At 64.3% G+C, this 17,402-nt stretch carries 15 protein-coding genes, 1 pseudogene and 1 riboswitch; all 16 genes and pseudogenes read right to left on the bottom strand.

Features of this window, described 5'->3' with window-relative positions; genetic code table 11:
• Positions 1–141 precede the first annotated feature (141 nt).
• The gene (locus tag Q1K49_RS03270; protein WP_300522750.1) at positions 142–804 is read right to left on the bottom strand and encodes a methionine ABC transporter permease; all 663 of its coding nucleotides are present in this window, start codon (positions 802–804) and stop codon (positions 142–144) included.
• On the bottom strand, positions 773–1,834 hold the full coding sequence (locus Q1K49_RS03265) for a methionine ABC transporter ATP-binding protein (protein WP_300522747.1): 1,062 nt from the start codon (positions 1,832–1,834) through the stop codon (positions 773–775). Before Q1K49_RS03265 ends, Q1K49_RS03270 begins: the two co-directional genes overlap by 32 nt.
• A 127-nt stretch (positions 1,835–1,961) precedes the next feature.
• On the bottom strand, positions 1,962–2,777 hold the full coding sequence (locus Q1K49_RS03260) for a MetQ/NlpA family ABC transporter substrate-binding protein (protein WP_300522745.1): 816 nt from the start codon (positions 2,775–2,777) through the stop codon (positions 1,962–1,964).
• Positions 2,778–3,199: 422 nt separating this feature from the next.
• Positions 3,200–3,300, bottom strand: a riboswitch (SAM riboswitch).
• Positions 3,301–3,508: 208 nt separating this feature from the next.
• Complete coding sequence (locus tag Q1K49_RS03255) at positions 3,509–5,425, bottom strand: TRAP transporter permease (protein WP_300522742.1); 1,917 nt, start codon at positions 5,423–5,425, stop codon at positions 3,509–3,511.
• Between the two features lie 116 nt (positions 5,426–5,541).
• Complete coding sequence (locus Q1K49_RS03250; RefSeq protein WP_300522740.1) at positions 5,542–6,528, bottom strand: TAXI family TRAP transporter solute-binding subunit; 987 nt, start codon at positions 6,526–6,528, stop codon at positions 5,542–5,544.
• Between the two features lie 147 nt (positions 6,529–6,675).
• Positions 6,676–6,858, bottom strand: coding sequence for a hypothetical protein (locus Q1K49_RS03245; RefSeq protein WP_300522753.1), 183 nt, complete (start codon positions 6,856–6,858; stop codon positions 6,676–6,678).
• Positions 6,855–7,178: a type I restriction enzyme endonuclease domain-containing protein gene (locus tag Q1K49_RS03240; protein WP_300522738.1), complete on the bottom strand. Its 324-nt coding sequence runs from the start codon at positions 7,176–7,178 to the stop codon at positions 6,855–6,857. The genes Q1K49_RS03245 and Q1K49_RS03240 overlap by 4 nt, the downstream gene beginning before the upstream one ends.
• A 19-nt stretch (positions 7,179–7,197) precedes the next feature.
• Positions 7,198–7,770 (bottom strand): annotated as a pseudogene (locus Q1K49_RS14845) (PDDEXK nuclease domain-containing protein); the annotation flags it as partial.
• A 501-nt stretch (positions 7,771–8,271) separates the two neighbouring features.
• A complete protein-coding gene (kynU, locus tag Q1K49_RS03230; protein ID WP_300522736.1) occupies positions 8,272–9,546 on the bottom strand; it encodes a kynureninase in 1,275 nt (424 codons plus the stop codon).
• Positions 9,543–9,974, bottom strand: a complete 432-nt coding sequence (locus Q1K49_RS03225; protein WP_300522734.1) for a MarR family transcriptional regulator — start codon at positions 9,972–9,974, stop codon at positions 9,543–9,545. The genes kynU and Q1K49_RS03225 overlap by 4 nt, the downstream gene beginning before the upstream one ends.
• A gap of 164 nt (positions 9,975–10,138) precedes the next feature.
• On the bottom strand, positions 10,139–11,014 hold the full coding sequence (locus Q1K49_RS03220; protein ID WP_300522731.1) for a DUF2993 domain-containing protein: 876 nt from the start codon (positions 11,012–11,014) through the stop codon (positions 10,139–10,141).
• On the bottom strand, positions 11,011–12,348 hold the full coding sequence (locus tag Q1K49_RS03215; RefSeq protein WP_300522729.1) for a sugar diacid recognition domain-containing protein: 1,338 nt from the start codon (positions 12,346–12,348) through the stop codon (positions 11,011–11,013). The genes Q1K49_RS03220 and Q1K49_RS03215 overlap by 4 nt, the downstream gene beginning before the upstream one ends.
• A 67-nt stretch (positions 12,349–12,415) precedes the next feature.
• On the bottom strand, positions 12,416–14,101 hold the full coding sequence (locus Q1K49_RS03210; RefSeq protein ID WP_300522727.1) for a M20/M25/M40 family metallo-hydrolase: 1,686 nt from the start codon (positions 14,099–14,101) through the stop codon (positions 12,416–12,418).
• Between the two features lie 688 nt (positions 14,102–14,789).
• On the bottom strand, positions 14,790–15,692 hold the full coding sequence (locus Q1K49_RS03205) for a glycine betaine ABC transporter substrate-binding protein (RefSeq protein WP_300522724.1): 903 nt from the start codon (positions 15,690–15,692) through the stop codon (positions 14,790–14,792).
• Positions 15,693–15,756: 64 nt separating this feature from the next.
• Positions 15,757–16,386: an ABC transporter permease gene (locus Q1K49_RS03200; protein ID WP_300522722.1), complete on the bottom strand. Its 630-nt coding sequence runs from the start codon at positions 16,384–16,386 to the stop codon at positions 15,757–15,759.
• On the bottom strand, positions 16,386–17,402 hold a 1,017-nt coding region (locus Q1K49_RS03195), incomplete at its 5' end, for an ATP-binding cassette domain-containing protein (RefSeq protein WP_300522720.1). The genes Q1K49_RS03195 and Q1K49_RS03200, both read right to left, overlap by 1 nt.

Here is a 17,402-nt window from a genome sequence, read left to right as displayed (position 1 = left end):
GTTGCCCTGAAGAAAATTCCGCGGGTTCAGACCAACACCCTCCTGAAACGCTCCGAGAGCAAGCGGGGCGGAACGCGGCTCTGAGACATCCCGGGCCACCCCCCGCCTGCAAGGCCCCTCGTTCCCTCCACTCCCCGGCGTTCAGTTTTTTCCGTCGCGGCGGAGGCGCCGGGCGAGCAGATCTCCCGTGGCCTGGCAGAGGTGCACCAGAGCGATGAGAACCGCCACGGTGACGAGCATCACGTCGAGGCGGAAGCGCTGGTAGCCGTAGCGGATGGCGAGATCCCCCAGTCCGCCGCCGCCGATGGCTCCGGCCATGGCGGAATAGCCGATGAGATTGATCACCGAAAGGGTGAGCCCCCCCACGATGGCGGGAAGCGCCTCGGGGAGCAGCACTTTCCGGATGACCTGCCAGGGCGTGGCCCCCATGGCGAGGGCCGCTTCGATGACCCCTCCATCCACCTCGCGGAGCGCCCCCTCCACGACCCGCCCCACGAAGGGCGTGGCCGCGATGGCCAGGGGCACGATGGCCGCGACGGTGCCGATGGTGGTCCCCACGACCATCCTCGTCACGGGAAGAAGAAGCACCAGAAGGATGATGAAGGGCGTGGAGCGCGCCGCGTTGACGATGCTCCCGAGAAGCCCGTTCACCGCACGGTTCTCCAGAATGTGCCCCTTTCCGGTCACCAGAAGCACCACCCCCAGAGGAAGCCCGAAGAGAAAGGCGAGGGCGCTGGAAACACCAACCATGCAGAGGGTGTCCGCAAACGAGCTACATAGCACGGCGAAGAGCTTTTGCGACATAGCCGACCACCTCCACTCTGAGATCCAGCGCACGCAGCGCCTTGAGCGCCGCCTGCCGCTGCCGCTCCTCCCCGGAAAGACCGATCACCAGGGTTCCGTAGGGCATGTTGCGCAGATGATCGATGTGGGCGGTGAGGATGTTCACGTCCAGATCGAACCGCCGGATCAGATCGCACATGACGGGCTCCGCGGCGATGTCGCCGAAGAAGCGGAGCCGGAGGACGAGATCGCTCCCCGGAAGAGGCTCCCGGGAAAAATCGAGCCCCGCGAAGGACTCGGGAAGCTCCGCGTCGAGGTCCTGCCCCAGCATGTCCCGGGTGGCCCGCTCCTTCGGATCGGCGAAGATGTCGAACACCGGCCCCTGCTCCACGATCCGCCCCTTTTCGAGAACCGCCACTCCGTGGCAGATCTCCTTGACGACCTGCATCTCGTGGGTGATGAGCAGGATCGTGAGCCCCAGCTTTTCGTTGATGTCCCGAAGCAGCGCCAGAATGGACCGGGTTGTTCCCGGGTCGAGGGCGGAGGTGGCCTCGTCGGAGAGGAGCACCTCCGGATTGTTCGCCAGCGCCCGGGCGATGCCCACCCGCTGCTTCTGCCCTCCCGAGAGCTGGGAGGGATAGTGGTTCCTCCGCCCCTCCAGCCCCACGAGCGCGAGCAGCTCCGCCACGCGGCACCGGATGTCCTCCTTCGGCCACCCCGCCAGTTCCAGAGGCAGGGCGACATTGCCGAAGACCGTGCGGCGCGACAGAAGATTGAAGGACTGAAAGATCATGCCCACCTTCTTCCGGGCCTGCCGCAGCGCCTCTCCGGAGAGGGAGGTGAAGTCCACCTCTCCCACCTTCACGGTCCCCGCCGACGGGCGTTCCAGCAGATTGACGCAGCGGATGAGCGTGCTCTTTCCCGCCCCGCTCTGGCCGATGATCCCGAAGATCGCGCCGTCCGGGATCTCCAGGGTGATGTCGTCGAGGGCCTTCACTGCCCCCGCGCCGGTGCCGTAGACCTTGGTCAGACCGCGCAGGGAGATCGCCACGGCGCACCACCTCCTTTCGCGGCCCCCGCGCCCGCGGAGACCGCCCGTCCCCGAAGGCGCGAAACACCCCCTTCTCTCGTTCCGAAAAAAACACCCATCGCCCGCACCTCCCGTGTCGCTTCCGACCCTACCATGCGGGAACGAAGGCGCCTTTGAAGCGCTCCAGCATGAACCGCTTCACGTCCTCCGTCTGGTAGGCCTCGACGAGCTTCCGGAAGACCGGCCGGTCCTTGTCCGCCTCCCGGACCACGATGAGATTCGCAAAGGGGGATGTGGCGGGATCCTCGATCAGCAGCGCGTCCGTCATCGGCGACAGCCCCGCCTCCACGGCGTAATTCACGTTCACCGCCCCGAGATCCACGTCGTCCAGAGAGCGGGGAAGCTGGGGTGCTTCGATCTCCACGATCCTGAGCTTTTTTGGGTTTGCCACGATGTCCAGCACGGACGCCCTGTATCCCAGCCCCTCCTGAAGCGTGATGAACCCCTGCCGCTCAAGGAGCACCAGGGCGCGCCCCACATTGGCGGGATCGTTGGGCACCGCCACGGTGGCCCCGTCCTTCAGCTCGGCGATGTCCTTGATCCTCTTCGAGTAGAAACCGAGAGGGCAGACCACGGTCTTGGCGATGGACACGAGGTGATAGCCCCGGTCCTTGTTCTGCGTGTCCAGAAAGAACTGGTGCTGGTAGGAGTTGGCGTCCAGGTCCCCCTGGTCGAGGGCCGCATTGGGCGCGATGTAGTCGCTGAACTCCACCACCTCGAGATCGATCCCCCGCGTCCGTGCACCCTCCCGGACGAACTCCAGCACTTCCGCGTGGGGCCCCGCCGTGGCGCCCACCCGGAGCTTCTCCAGCTCCTCCGCCGAAGAGCGCGTTCCCCCCGCCGCAACGCACAGCACAAACGCAACCGCAGCCACTACCGCACGTACAACCACATTCGTTCTCATGATGTCGTCTTCCTCCCTTGCGGTGATGTCCGCATCGTTCCCGCCGGGCCGTGTCCTCCGGCCCCGGCGATCCTTTTCCCTGCGCTTCTTCCGAGTGCACCGCCCGTCTCCTTTGCCGTCACCGCACCAGCGTCCACCTCCCTTTCAGAGCACAAAAAAAGGCCGGGATCCCAAGCGGATCCCGGCCAGTCCGGAGAGCGACGAATCAGCAGCCGCCGGTCCTTCCTGGAGGAGATCCGCCGTCGTCGCACATCATCATGGTGCACATCATTCCGTTCGTGAACCGTTTCGTGAAGCGCTGGGTCATATCGGTCTCCTCCTTTCCCTCGGGCTGCCGCATGGGAACGCACAAAAAACACACAAACACAAAAAAAGTCTCTTCCCCGGAATCGAGGAAGAGACCATACTGGCAACACCGCCTCGACCATCTTCCAGGAAATCCTGCAGGAATTGGCACCTTTTCGCTTTCGCGAAGGTTGCCGCGGTTTCGTAGGGCCTGTCCCTCCACCGCTCTGGATGCGTCGATCCCTATTCAGTTGTTGCGGGCATTATAGAGAGCCCCCTGGATTTTGTCAACGGCACGCATTGCCTTTCGTAAGGGCTCGCGACCAGAATCCGCGCGCGAGGCGGAGGAGTGCCGCGCCCTCTCCCGCCTCCGCCCGGAGGGGCCGCTCTTGCACTGGAAGGCGAAAAGCGACGCCCAGAATGTTCCGCCTCCTGGGAATGCGCTATCACGGCAAGGCAGGACGCCTGCGCGAGAGCACTCCATGCAGCGTCGCCAGTACGGCAAAGGCGCCGAAGGCGAGGAGGCGCTCCGTCTGCACCGGATGTACCAACAGAAGGCCGACGAGCAGAAAGAGAACCCTTTCCCAGAAGGGCAAGCGGGAGCGCCACACGCCGATGAAGGCGACGGAGAGGGCGAAGATGCCGAGTCCCGCGATCGCCATGGTCCAAAGAAACGCCGACCAGGAGAAGGAAATCCCCAGAAGGATCGGATTGTACACGAAGAAGAACGGAAGAATCAGCCCCGATGAGGCCAGGGCAAGGCCGACGAGGGCCACTTTCGTCGGCCTTCCGCCGGAAAGCCCTGCGGCGGTGAAGCTCGTCAACGCCACGGGAGGAACCACGCCGGAGAGCGTGCCGTAGTAGAAGGCGAAGAAATGCGCCGCCAGCGGAAGGACACCCATGCTCTGCATGGCCGGGGCGGCGATGGTGGCGACGACGATGTAACAGGCCGTGGAGGGAAGCCCCATGCCGAGGATCAACGAGGCGACCATGCAGAGGACCATGGCCAGCCAGAGCATGCCGCCGGAGAAATGCATGATGTTCATGGCGATGACCTGACCGAGACCGGTCATGCCGACGGAACCGACGATGAAACCGACGATGGCGCAGGAGACCGCCACAGGAGCCGAACTTTTCGCCCCCTCATCCAAGGCGGTGATCACGTCCGACAGCCTCATCCGCGTGGTTTTCCGCACGGAGGAGACCACCACGATGGCCACGAGACCCGCCATCGCGGAAAACAGAGGCGTGTATCCCGCCACCAGCATGTACATGATGAAACCCAAGGGCAGGAGCATGTGTCCCCGTTCCTTCATCGTCTTCGCCAGAGAAGGGACCTCCTCGGGAGGAACACCGCGCATGCCCTGTTTCTTCGCCTGGAGATCGACCATGAACAGAATGCCGAGAAAGTACAGAACAGCGGGACCGAATCCGGCGAGCATGATCGTCACATAGGGAATGCCCAGAAAGGAACTCATGATGAACGCCGAGGCGCCCATGATCGGCGGCATCAGAATGCCTCCCGTGCTGGCGCTCGCCTCCACGGCCCCGGCGAAGAAATTGGGATAGCCGATCTTTTTCATGAGAGGAATCGTGAAGGCCCCGGTGGTGGCCACATTGGCCTGGGCGCTTCCCGAAATGGTTCCCATAAGGGCCGAGGCGAGAACGGAGACCTTTGCGGGACCTCCGCGATAGCGCCCCGCCAGGGCCATGGCCAGATCGTTGAAGAACTCGCTCGTCCGCGTCGCCGCCAGAAAGGAGCCGAAGAGGATGAACATGAAGACATAGCTGGCCGAGACGGTCAAGGTCGTTCCGTAAATGCCCTCGTCCGTGAGCACCATGCGTAGAAGAATCCGCTGCCAGGTGAAGCCCCGATGCGCCAGAAGTCCCGGAAAATGCGGACCGAGCCGCGTGTAGGCCAGAAAGAACAGGCTCAGCAGCGTCAAGGGAATGCCGATGGAACGTCGGCTCGCCTCCGTCAGCAGCAGCATCGTGACGGCCGCCATGACCAGATCGAAGACGAGGGGGTTCATGTTCGACTCCAAGAGGCGATCGTAGGCGACGAGCATATAGACGGCGGAAAAGAGAGAGAGTCCGGCGCACAAAAGGTCCGGAAGGGAGGGGCGATGCCGCGGCGAAGCGGAGCGGGCCGGATAGAGCAGATAGGTCACGGCCATCAGCGTGCCGAGGTGGATCGCGTTCATTTTGATGCTCATCAGAATGCCCGCCGTGTTCATCCAGCAGTGGATCAACGACGTGGAGACCGTAAACAGGAGAAAGGCCTTCGCCAAAGTCCCCTCGAACTTCCGCAGGGGAATCGTCTCGAAGGGGGAGAGCGCACCGAGTATCTTTCGCCACACCATGCTTCGCCTCCTCGCACGAGAGCGCGTCATGCCATGCACAAAACATGCCGTTCACAAAAAATGTGGGGCAGTCTGCGCCGCCCCACATTCTCCTGCTTTCGCCGAAGGAACACCACCTAGGGGCGCAGCTCGTCGGGGATCGCCACGCCCTTCTCCTCGAAGAACTTGACCGCCCCGGGATGCAACGGCGCCCCGAAAAGGCCGTCCACGGGGTTGTCGTAGTTGATCCGCGTGAAGGCCGCATGCTCCTTCTCCATCTGCTCGCGATTTCCGTAGATGACCCGCAACATCTCGTACACGATCTCCTCGGGGACATCCTTGTCCACGATCAGGGCGGATTTGATGCCCGCCACATGCAGTTCCTTCTCCTGTTTCGGATAGGTCCCCGCGGGAATGACGACCTTGGCATAGAAGGGGGCCTCCGTCTTCAACTTCTCCAGATCCTCCTCGGAGAACTCCAAAACGCCCACGGCGGTTCTGCTCGCCATCAGCTCCGCCACCGCTCCCGTGGGAATGCCCGCCTCGGCGTTGAACGCGTGGATCTGGCCGTTTTGGAGCAGCTGCGATCCTTCAGTATAGCCGACCCGCTCAGGAATGATGTCCTCGAAGGTCAAGCCCGCAAGCCCCTTCAGAAGGACCCGGCTCGAAAACTCCGTCCCCGACCCCGCAGGACCGACGGCGATCTTTTTGCCCTTCAGATCCGCCCAGGTCTTGATCCCCGCATCGGCCCTGTAGACGAACTGCGTCACGTCCGGCCAAAGCCCCATGAGATACCGCAGATTGTCGATCTTGTTTCCCTCGTACCGGACCGTTCCGGTGTAGGCGAAACCCGTGAGATTCGCCATGGCGACGGCCATCTCCGCCTCGCCCTTCTTGAGCATCTCCAGGTTCTCCGCTGTGCCGCCGGAGCTCTGGGCCGACCATTTGTATCCCTTGTCCCCCAATTCCTTGTTGAAGTGGTTCGCCAAGATCGTGCCCACAGGATAGTAGGTTCCTCCGGTGCTTCCGGTCACGATGGTGAGAAACTGCCCGGCACAGGCGGGAACGACGAAAGCAAAGAGCACCAACACCGCGAGCAGAAACTTTCCCGTACGTCTTCTCATCGACCTCTCTCCCTTCTTCTCTCCGATCCTCTCCGCACAAGAGAGGGCACGCCCCTCCTCCTCCGACCGCACACCACACAAACGCTTTTGCTCCTCCACCGATACATCGCGGCCTCATGGAGCCTCCTCGGAAGATGCCGCAGCCGCTCAAGCACCCTTTATAATATAGTACACGATGATCTTTCCTGGAACAAGATGCGCAGGTGTCCTTCCGTCAACCAGCGCATGCTCCGAGAGATAGAGGGAGATCTCACCTCGAACAAGGAACGCCCTGTCCCCGTTCCAGGGCGCCCGAGCCTGCTTGATCCTGTCGAGAGACGCCCTTGTCACGCCACCGCCCATTCCGCCGACAGCAGCTCTGCCTGCTCCAGCACGGTCTGCGTCGCCTTCTCCTGCTTGTCCGGCGGGTAGCCGTGCCTGCGCAGAATGCGCTTGACCGACACCCGCAGTTGCGCCCGGACGTTCTCGCGGAGGCTCCAGTCGATCGTGACGTTGCTGCGCACCGTCTCGACCAACTCGCGGGCAATCGCCCGCAGCGTCTCGTCGCCGAGCACCCTGACCGCGCTGTCGTTGGCTTCGAGGGCGTCGTAGAACGCCAGTTCGTCCTCGGCCAGACCGAGCGCCTCGCCGCGGGCGTTGGCCTGTCGCATGTCCCGAATCGCGGTCCCCGACCTCCAGGAGCACCTGCCGTCCCACGAAGGCAAAACCCGCTCCTAACTCCAGCAGGAAGCGTTGGATATGGTCCACCAGGGCCTGCTCCACCTCCCGCTCCCGGCGAGGGTCAGCGGTACCAAGAAAGTCAAAGAGGTAAGGGTCCTTGAATACCTGGGCTGCCATGTCCGAGTCCGGGGGTGGGAGCGTGGCAGAGAAGTTGGTGACGGCCTGACCTTGGCGTTCGTGGAGACGGCGTTCGATCTGCAGCACCAGCACGTTCCGGCTCCAGCCCTCCTCACGGACCTTCCGGGCGTACCACAGACGAACAGTGGGATCGTCAAGCTTATCCAAAAGTGCGATGTTGTGGTACCAGGCAATTTGTGCAAGCACCTCTTGCACAATTTGGTGTTCGGGCCAGGCAGCGGCAAAGGCGCGCATGTATTTGAGGTTGCGCGGCGAAAGGCCTTGTATATCGGGGAACTCGCGGCGCAGGTTCGCCGAGAGCCGGTCGATGACTTTGGCGCCCCAGCCTTCGCGCTGCTGGCGCTCGAGAATGACGCGACCGACATCCCAGCACAAAAGCACCATGGCGGCGTTTGCGGCAAGTACAACGCGCAAGCGCTCTTTGCGAATGCGCTCCTTAAGTTCGTTCAGCAGGCTCGCATAATCGAGGGGGAGCCCTTTGGCGCTCCCTGCTGCAGGAAGTCGAGCTCCAGCCTTCTCCTCAAGAGGCTTGGCCTTGCTTTGTTTGGGTTTATTTGCCATATCCCAGCTCCTCCAGAGTTTCAGCAATGGCTGCATCGAGTCGGACCGCCTCTGCCTGTTAGGGCCCTGTCTTTTCGCTTCGCCATGTTTCACCTCGCAGGACTTTGTCCGCAAAAAAGAACCGGGATCACGTGACGTCATCCTCTTCGTCTACGCCCGTTCCCCAGGAAACGTTTTCCAGGGAACGCTTCCGACGAACGGGAAATTCCTTCGGATTCCGTACGTGTCGTTCCTTACACCATGAAGGAGGTCATTCTCGTGCGCGACTCGCACCACCTGTCGTAGAGATCTCTGGCCGCCGGGTCCTCCACCGCGAGCGCTTCGCTAGGAGACGGCGGCGCGCTCGGAGGAAAACGCCTCGTACTCGCGCTTCCGGACGATGTCCTCCAGGGCGGAGACGGTGTGTTCCACCTCCGCGAAGGTGGAGTACAGCGCCACCGGCGCAAGCCGGATCACCCGCCGGGGGCGGAAATCCGGCACGATGCCCCGGGCCTTCAGGGCGCGGCAGATCCGCCATCCCTCGGCGTGCTCCAGGGCCACGTGCCCGCCCCGCCGGTCCGGCTCCAGGGGGGTGCCCACCTCGAACCCCAGGGGAGCGAGGCGTGCCTCCGCCAACTCGATGAGGAAGGATGTCAGCTCCAGCGACTTGGCCCGCACCGTGAGGATGCCCGCCTCCTCAAAAAGGTTGAGCGCTCCGTCGAGGGCCGCGGCGGAAAGGATGGAGGGCGACCCCATCTGCCAGCCGCTTGCGCTGGGCGCGTGCTCGAAGTGGAGCGCCAGGTCGAACTGCCGCTCCTTCACGTAGCCGAACCATCCCGCCAGCCCCGGCTCGCGCTGGAAATGCCGCCGGTGCACAAAGAGCCCCGCGGGCGAACCGGGACCGCCGTTCAGGTGTTTGTAGGTGCACCAGAAGGCGAAATCCACGTCGTCGTCGTGGAGGTGGTGCGCCACGGACCCCACGGAATGGGCGCAGTCGAAGCCGATCACGATTCCCCGCTCGTGGGCGGCTCGCGCAAGCCGCCGCAGGTCCAGAAGCTGCCCGCTGCGGTAGAGCACCGCGGGGAGAACCGCCACGGCCACGGTGTCGTCCATCAGGGAGATGAGCGCTTCTTCGTCGAGGGTACGGCCGTCGGCGCTTTTCGCCAGAATCAGGTCCTTCGCCGGATCTCCCCCCTGGAGCCGTACCTGGCTCGCCAGGGCATAGAGGTCCGAGGGAAAGTTCAGCTCGTCCGCGAGAATCTTTCGGCGCGTTCCCCCGGGCCGGTAGAATGTGGCCACCAGGGAGTGGAGATTGGCCGTGGTGGACCCCACCAGAGCGACTTCCTCGGGTTCGGCCCCCACGAGGGGAGCCATTTTCGCGCCGATGCGCTCGCCGTAGGTAAACCAGTCGGGCCGGGCATCGAGCCACCCGCCGATGGCCAGCTCCCGCCATTCCCGGGCGGCGCGCTCAAGTGATTCCAGGGCGTCCACCGACGCCGGCCCCAGGGAGTTGCCGTCCATGTAGACCGTTCCGGCGGGAACGTGGAATCTCGCGCGAAACGGCGCGAGTCTGTCCGCCTCGTCTCTTCTCCGTGCCTCTTCCGACCAGTTTCGCGTCATTTTTCTTCCTCCTCCAGATTCGCCGTCATTCTTCCGAGCAGCATTTCGAGGTGCTGCCGTTCCTCCAGCGAAAAGCTTTTCGCCGCCGCCGCATCCCACTCCTCCAGAACCCACTGGATCAGGGGCAGCACCTCCCGCCCCCGGTCCGCGAGAAAGACATGCCGCTCCCGCCCATCCTCCCCGTTCCGACGGGACACCCACTCCAGCGCTTCGAGACGCCGCAGCGCCCGCGTCACCGAGGCGGGATCGAGAGCGAGGCGCGAGGCGAGTTCGGTCTGGGTCACACCGTCCCGCCGGGCCAGTTCCACCAGATACAGGTACAGCCCGTGCCCCGCGGCAATCCCCAGTTCGGCGAAACGCCGGTCCAGATGGCGCTGGCAGCGGCGATAGAGGGTTGAAATCAGTCTTCCCGGCGTCCAGTGGTCCACGTCCATCCCCCCGCGCAGGTGGTTTTCCTCCAGGAAAGTCTAGCAGCTATTAATTGCACGTGCAAGTATTTACGGCCGTAAAAGGCCCGGCGAAAGCCGGGCCTTTTCTCCGTTTTCTTTTCCACCGCGCCGTTTCTCTTTCGCCGGCACCTTTTTCCGGCTCCTCAGCGGGCCTCGTAGCGCAGGGTCGTTCCCTCAAAGCGGGTGGGCGCCACCCGGGTGGCGAGAACAAGGGCGTCCTCGTCCACGGTAAGTTCCCGAAGCCGCACGGGAAAGGGGAAATCCCTGAAATCCAGCAGGGGCTGCGCCTTTTCGATGGCCTCCAGGATCATGGCCATGTCCGTCTCGGCGTTGTTCACGGAGACGCGATAGTTTCTCATGCGCAGGCGGTCCCGATCCTCGATCTCCAGATGGCTCTCCACCACGACCCGGGCGGAGACGACCCCCGAGGCGAACCGGGCGGAGGCGGAAAAGCCTCCGGGGCGCAGATCGAAGCGCAGGTCCTTCCACTCCGCGCCGCCTCCCGTGAGGGTGGCGCCGAGGAGAAAGTCGTTCAGATCCTTCTCCAGAACCCGCCCCTCAAAATAGCCCTGTACCGCCTCGGACACGTTCAGGTCCCCGAGATTCCCCTCCCCGGGGGCACTTCCGTCGTTTCCGGAAGGGCTTCCGATGTCGAATTTCACGAAAAGCGCCTCAAGACGGAGCGAGTCGATGCGAATGCCCCCCTGTTTCGCCCCCCGGGCCTCGAAATAGAGCCGCCGCACCGCACCGGACGCATCGGGACCGTCTTCGAGGACAAGCTCCAGGCTCTCCGGAGCCAGGCTCTCCACAAGGTTGCGGAGCAACCGGGCCGGAAAGTCCGTCTCCTCCACGGTGCCCGTAAAGGTTCGCACTGCCCGGGCCTCCGCGGCGGAGGCCCGGGAGGGTCCCCCGAAAACGGCGAGGGGGACGAGGATGAAGAGCGCCGACACCGCCGCGGCGGCACACACCGCGCTATACCTCCGTCCAGCCTTTTTTTCTCCGTTTTTGCTGCTCTTCATTCAGGAGCACCTCCACGCACTGATTTTCGCGGCACCGAAGCCGGAGACGCCGCGTTTTGTCCGTCGCTTCCCTTTGCATACAGCCGATCCACCTGAAGCAGCACCGCGAGCCGTCCCGCTTCGCGGACGTTCCGCGGGTCGAGCCCGGTGAGACGGTGTATTTTCTCCAGCCGGTAGTACAGGGTGTTCTTGTGACAGCGGAGAACTTCCGCAGCTCTGGAGGGAGCTCCTCCCGAGTCGCACCAGGCGACGAAGGTGCACACCAGCTCCTCCCGGTCCGCGACCTTTTCGAGGGGAAGCAGAAAGCGCCGTCGCAGCTCCTCCGCCCGGGAAGGGTCCGCCGAGGCAAGAAAACGCTCGAAGAGCAGCTCCTCCCGGTGGAACACGCCGCCGCCCAGGTGCAACCCCACGTCCAGGGTCTCCAGGGCGTCCCGATAGACCCGGGGGTACGCCGCAGGCCGCCGGGCAATTCCTCCGACGCCGAAGGTTCCCGCAAGCCCCTGGGCGGCGAGTTCCGCAAGAATCTCCGAGCAGGACGTCCGCACCTCGTCGAGGCGCGTCCGCTCCCGCAGCGAGACATTCTCCCCCCGCTCCCCGCCGCCGGAGAGGGGGCTTCCGCCCTCCGCCGCACCGGGGACAGGGAGCAGAACCGCGTACAGGCATTCGCTCAGGGGCACCATCACGGTCCGGAACTCCCGGAAATGTCCCCCGAGGCTTGACGTCACGAGCTTTCGGAGCGCCCCGGCCTGCAGTTCCGGAGGGCGTGCGCCCGCCGAGGCATTCTCCCTTTTCCGTCCCCGCTCCGGCGAATTTCCGTTGCCGCGGCAGGAAAAGGCGAGGACGAGACGGGGGCAGGCGAGATCCACGCCGACACTGCGCCCCCGCTCGATCCACCGAGGTTCGTCCTCGGGGGCGATCTCCGACGAAAGCAGTTCCTGCATGAGGTTCTGCACAAGGCTCTCCCGCAGCAGGGCCGATTCGAGCAGGACCTGCTCCCGGAGAAAGAGTTCCGCGTGCTTCTGCACGAGGCGGCCGAACTTGACCACCACCGAAGGATCTCCCGCGATGGCGATGGATCCCACCACCCGTCCCTCCAGCTCGATGGGAAGGGTCACGCCGGAGCGGACGCCTCCGGCGAGGCGCGCCGCCTCCTCCGCGTCGGTGATCTCCAGGCAGCGCTCCCGCATCACCAACAGGGAGGGAGCGTGGAGTCCTCCGATGCGCGAGGGATCGCTCGAGCCGATGATCCGCGCCGTCTCGTCCGTAAGAAGCACCGCGTGGCCGATGATCTCCGCGGTGATGGTGGCCACTTCCTGCGCCAGGGACGAAAGCATGCCGCTCGCCTCCCTTCGGGGCAACTCGCCGCAGATTCGTTGACGTTCCTCCGTTCGCTCTCCCGGGTCACTCCTCCGCCGCGAGACGTTCCACCAGGTACCGAAGCAGTTTGGGGGCGGTCTCCAGGGAGAAGGGAATGTCCATGCGCTCCGTGTCCTTGTGGGCGTCCTCGCCGCCGCATCCCAGGATGAAGCCCGGCACATCGAGGCGCAGCAGGTCCTTCACGGAGAGCGCATAGAGCGTTCCCCATCCGGGGAGGTTCTCCTCCAGCAGGCGCAGTTCCTCCTCCGTGCCCTGAAAACCAAGGTAGCTCATGTCGGTGATGCCCCCGCAGTAGTCCAGAACCTGGAGGCGCTCTCCGTGGGCCTCCCGGGCGTAGTCGCCGAGATCCGCCACGGCGGTCCGGAGCCGGCGTTCCTGATCCGTGCGTCCCGCGTTGACCCTTGAGGGGTAGAAGGGGGGGAGAAATCCCACGACGATGCAGGGTCCCTTGAGTCCCGACAGGGAGAGCACCTCGTCGAGGAGGCGGATTCCCTTCTCCCGCTGGTCCATCGTGTCGGGCAGCCGGGAGGCGATGCTTTCCACCCGGCGGGACAGGGCCGCCTCCCCGCCGAGAAGCGCCGCGGCGAGACGGAAGACCTCACGGACCTCGTAGACCCGCCGTTCCGAGGTGCCTCCGAGGGGGTCCGTGCCGGGATCTGCCTGTCCGAGACGCTCGCAGTAGCTGCGCCGCACCGAGGCGAGCCGCGCCGCCGTCCTGTCCAGCGCCTGCGCGGCGACCCTGCGCATCTCCTCCAGAATCTCCCCGAGCGTCCGGGTGACGAAGAGCACGCTGAAATAGGCGACGGACCGTTCGGGAAGCGTGACGGAATAGTGTTCCCGCAGATCCTTCATGCGGAGACACGCGGGAGGACAGAGGGGACCCGAGGCGTCTCCGTCGAGCAGGTTGGGATTGCCCTCCATCTCCGCCATCACGGAGGTGGCGAGAAGCAGGGAATTCACGCCGTCGAAATAGCGTCCCACGTGAGTGGGGCAGCCGACGCAGAAGAAGAGGGCCGTCACCTTGCCGGTGGACCCCAGGTAGCTCACCCGGGCCTCCTCTCCCCCTTCGGCGACGCCCCGCTTGAAGGGCTCGCCCAGAAGGGCCGCACGATAGTCGAGGCCCCGCTCCTCGGCGAAGCGCACCAGGTGGGGAACCGCGCCCCGCATGCCCACGGAGTCCACCTCTTCGTCGGGAACGGCCAGGAAGAGAAGGTTCGTCTTCAGGCGCTCCGGCGCGGCGGCCATCTCCGCCAGGTAGGCCGCGTGGATGGCGAGCCCGCCCTTCATGTCCATGATGCCCCGCCCGAAGAGGAAATTTCCCGATTCCAGGTCCCGCCTGGCCTCGGGAGAAATGTCCCGTTCTCCGATGCGCCTCGAATAGACTTCGGGCTCGAAGGCAAGGTCCCGCAACTCGCCGCACACATCCACGTCCACCACGTCGTAGTGCCCCGTGAGAACGACGGTCTTCGCCGTCCGGGGCGACGCCTCCACGAAGGCAAGAAGCGCGTGCCGCCCCAACCCGCCCGTCTCCACCGGGGCGAGGAAGAGGTTTTCCGGATGGGCCCGGAAGTAGGGCAATGCCGCCAGCCGATCCCGCAGAAGGCAGACCAGCTCGTTCTCTCCTTCCGTGCCGGAAATGCTCCGGACCCGCATAAGGTCCTGCAGCAGTGCGTAAATTCCACGGGGCGTGTTTTCGATGAGATCGGCCATGTCCGTTTTCAACTCCTCCGTCGTGCGTTCTGTCGTGCGATGCCCTTTTCGGGAGAGCTTCGTTCGGAGCGTTTTCAGGAGTAACTTTCTTCCTTGGTGAAAGAAAAACCCCTCGCAGTGTAGCATTCAGCACAACCCGCTTCAAGCAATCCCGGAAGGGCGCCTTCCGGGGGAGTGCACCGCCTCAAAGAAGCGGCGCGAAGAGCCGAAAAGAGCCCCGGAGACGACGCTCCGGGGCGAGAACTTCCGAACACGTTCCGGACGTACGGAACGTACGAGACTTCAGGGGTTTCGGAGATTGAGGAGACCTACGGAGACTGCAGAGGCTTACGGGACCTACGAGACTTTGAAGCCTTCGGAAACCCACGGAAATGCATGAAACTATAGACATTTTAGAAACTTACGGAACTTCGGAAATTGAGGAGACTTCCGGGACTTCAGGGATTGAGGAGACCCACGGAGATGCGCGAGACTGCAGACACTTCAGGAACTTACGAGACATCGAAGCCGGAGGGAGAGGGCGAAGCATCCGTCCCCTTCCTCCGGCTTCTTCCTTTCCTTCGCGCCTTCGCCTTCCTTTTCCTTCGAAGACACCTTCTTTCGGGTCGCTCTTCCGCGGCGCCTCCGGCGACATGCCGCACCTTGCCCCTCGGCATTCAGCGGCGCGCCGTTTCGGGCTCGGGCGCGTCTACTTGATGATGCCGTGCCTCTTGAGGAACTCCTCCACGATCTCCCCGGGAGCTCGGTTTCCCTCCGTGGCCTGGTAGTTGAGTTCCGTGACGGTCTCCTCGTCGAGAAGCGCCCCGAGTTTCGCGAAGGGTTCGGCGATCTCGGGGTGTTTGTCCAGGATGTCCTTGTGGAGGACGAAGCAGGGATTGTACACGGGGTACATGTTCCGGTCGTCCTCAAGGACCTTGAGGTTGTAGGCCCGGATCCTCCCGTCCGTGGTGAAGCCCGTCCCCACGTCGATGCTGCCGTCCTTCACGGCGAGATAGATGAGCCCCGGCTCCATCTGGTTCAGGTTCCTCGGCTCGGGCTTCATTTCGTAGGTGGCGAGGAGTTTCGGCAGTCCGTCCGGCCGGGCGAAGAACTCGTTGGTGACGCCGAACTTGAGTTCCTTCGGATTGGCGTTCACGTAGGCCGCCAGCTCCGACGTGGTTGAAATGCCGAGTCGTTCCGCGTCGGCGGCCCGGAGCATGAGACAGTAGGTGTTGTTGAAGGCCATGGGCGGCAGCCAGACAAGCCCCTTCGGCGCGTCCTGGTCGCGGACGAACTCGTAGGTGGCCTGGCCGCTGGGGAAAGGATCCTTGGCCTTGAAGAACACCGTCGCCGCCGTGCCGGTGTACTCCACATAGCCGTGAATCTGCCGCGATTCCAGAGCCTGGCGCACGATGTTCGTGCCGCCCAGGGGAATCTTCTCCTCCACGTCGAATCCCAGATCGCGCAGGATGACCGCCGCGAACTTGCCCAGGATGAGCTGCTCCGTGAAGGCCTTGCTCCCCACGACGAACTTCTCCGCCGCCGCGAGCGGCGCGGCGAAGAGCGCCACCGCGAGCACCGCCGCAAGCATCCATCCTCCTCTTCTCCTCATGCGAATCCCTCCTTTTTCGGTCGTTCGGGAACGTACCCCGGTCGCCGCCTTCTCCGTCGCCGCGTCACCAATCGCCGCGCAAGCGCCGTTCCACCAGGCCGAGCGCCTTGTCCGCGAAGATCGCCAGAAGCGCCGTGGGAACGGCGCCTGAAAGAATGAGCCCCGTGTCCATCATGGAGAGCCCCGTGAAGATCATGCGTCCCAGCCCCCCTCCTCCCACCTGGGAACTCAGGGCCGCCGTGCCGATGGTGATCACCACGGCGGTGCGCAGCCCCGCGAAGATCACCGGCAACGCCAGGGGCAGTTCCACCCGGACCAGAACGCCCAGGGGCGCCATTCCGATCCCCTTTGCCGCATCGAGCACCGAGGTGTCCACGCTGCGCAGTCCCTCCACCACGTTCCGCACCATGGGAACGAGGGAATAGATGGTGAGCGCGAAGATCGCCGTGGCCTCCCCCGTGCCGAGCACGGCCATGACGAGACCGATGACGGCGAGACTCGGCACGGCCTGACCGAGAAAGACGAACTGGGTCACGTACCGGGCCACATGCCCCTCCCGGGAAGCGGGCCGGGTGACCCAGATGCCCAGGATCAGGGCGAGGGGAAAGGCGATGCCGCAGGCGACCCCAACCAGCCACAGGTGCTCCAGCAGAAACTGAAGGATGAACCGGGGAGTGGCCACGCCGAGGAACATCAGGATGCCTCCCCCTGCTCCCAGATGTAGGAGTTCAGGTTCCGGAAGGTGAGCACTCCGAGAAAGGAACCGTCCTCGCCGAGGACGGGGACATTCAGAATCCCCAGAGTCACCATGATGAGCAGCGCGTCGTGGATGGTGGCGTTGCGGCTCACCGAGGTGGCGCGGCGCAGGAACGGGCCGACCCGCATGGAGGGATCCCGGCTCGCTCCGGCGTCGACGAATCCCAGCAGGCGCCCCGCGTAGTCAAGCACATAGGCGAAGGGGTTTCTGGCAAAGACCAACGAGGTGGATTTCACGGCCTTCCGGACTTCCGCGAAGGTCTCCCCGATGCGCACCGTGGGGAGCCCCTGCGTAAGCAGGCGCACCCGCTCCACCTTCATGAAGGCGAACTTGGAGAGCGGATTCGACGCCCCCACGAAATCATGGACGAAGCTGTCCGCCGGCGCCGTGAGAAGGCTCAGCGGATCCCCCACCTGCACGAGTTCTCCCGCCCGGAGGACGGCGATGCGGCTTCCCATCTTCATCGCCTCGGCGATGTCGTGGGTGACGAAGAGCACCGTCTTGCCCAGAGCCTGCTGAAGCTTGAGCAGCTCGTCCTGAAGACTCTCCCGGGTGAGCGGATCGAGGGAGCCGAAGGGCTCGTCCATAAGGATCACCTCGGGATCCCCCGCGAGCGCCCGGGCCACCCCCACGCGCTGCTGCTGTCCTCCCGACAGCTCCCGGGGCCATTTGCGGGCGTACTCCTCCGCGGGAAGCCCCACAAGGGCGAGGCTCCGCTCCACCGTCTCCCGGAGAGGAGCGCCTTTCATGCCCTTCAGCCGGGGAACGACCGCCACGTTCTCGAAGACCGACATGTGCGGAAAAAGGCCTATGCCCTGGATGACGTACCCCATGCGGCGGCGCAGCTCCTCCGGATCGAAGCCCGAAATGTCCTCCCCGTCGAAGAGGATCGTTCCTTCCGTGGGCTCCACGAGGCGGTTTGTCATGCGCAGCGTGGTGGTCTTGCCGCACCC

Origin of the sequence: Aminiphilus sp. (assembly GCF_029975095.1) — a bacterium.
Lineage (GTDB): Bacteria > Synergistota > Synergistia > Synergistales > Aminiphilaceae > Aminiphilus.
This window is presented reverse-complemented; position numbering and strand designations above follow the sequence as displayed.

What these genes read in the sequence shown, in the direction of transcription:
- Q1K49_RS03270 (WP_300522750.1), bottom strand. Translation starts at nt 804, where the DNA reads ATGTCGCAAAAGCTCTTCGCCGTGCTATGTAGCTCGTTTGCGGACACC.
- Q1K49_RS03260 (WP_300522745.1), bottom strand. Translation starts at nt 2,777, where the DNA reads ATGAGAACGAATGTGGTTGTACGTGCGGTAGTGGCTGCGGTTGCGTTT.
- Q1K49_RS03255 (WP_300522742.1), bottom strand. Translation starts at nt 5,425, where the DNA reads ATGGTGTGGCGAAAGATACTCGGTGCGCTCTCCCCCTTCGAGACGATT.
- Q1K49_RS03250 (WP_300522740.1), bottom strand. Translation starts at nt 6,528, where the DNA reads ATGAGAAGACGTACGGGAAAGTTTCTGCTCGCGGTGTTGGTGCTCTTT.
- Q1K49_RS03240 (WP_300522738.1), bottom strand. Translation starts at nt 7,178, where the DNA reads ATGCGACAGGCCAACGCCCGCGGCGAGGCGCTCGGTCTGGCCGAGGAC.
- kynU (WP_300522736.1), bottom strand. Translation starts at nt 9,546, where the DNA reads ATGACGCGAAACTGGTCGGAAGAGGCACGGAGAAGAGACGAGGCGGAC.
- Q1K49_RS03220 (WP_300522731.1), bottom strand. Translation starts at nt 11,014, where the DNA reads ATGAAGAGCAGCAAAAACGGAGAAAAAAAGGCTGGACGGAGGTATAGC.
- Q1K49_RS03215 (WP_300522729.1), bottom strand. Translation starts at nt 12,348, where the DNA reads ATGCTTTCGTCCCTGGCGCAGGAAGTGGCCACCATCACCGCGGAGATC.
- Q1K49_RS03210 (WP_300522727.1), bottom strand. Translation starts at nt 14,101, where the DNA reads ATGGCCGATCTCATCGAAAACACGCCCCGTGGAATTTACGCACTGCTG.
- Q1K49_RS03205 (WP_300522724.1), bottom strand. Translation starts at nt 15,692, where the DNA reads ATGAGGAGAAGAGGAGGATGGATGCTTGCGGCGGTGCTCGCGGTGGCG.
- Q1K49_RS03200 (WP_300522722.1), bottom strand. Translation starts at nt 16,386, where the DNA reads ATGTTCCTCGGCGTGGCCACTCCCCGGTTCATCCTTCAGTTTCTGCTG.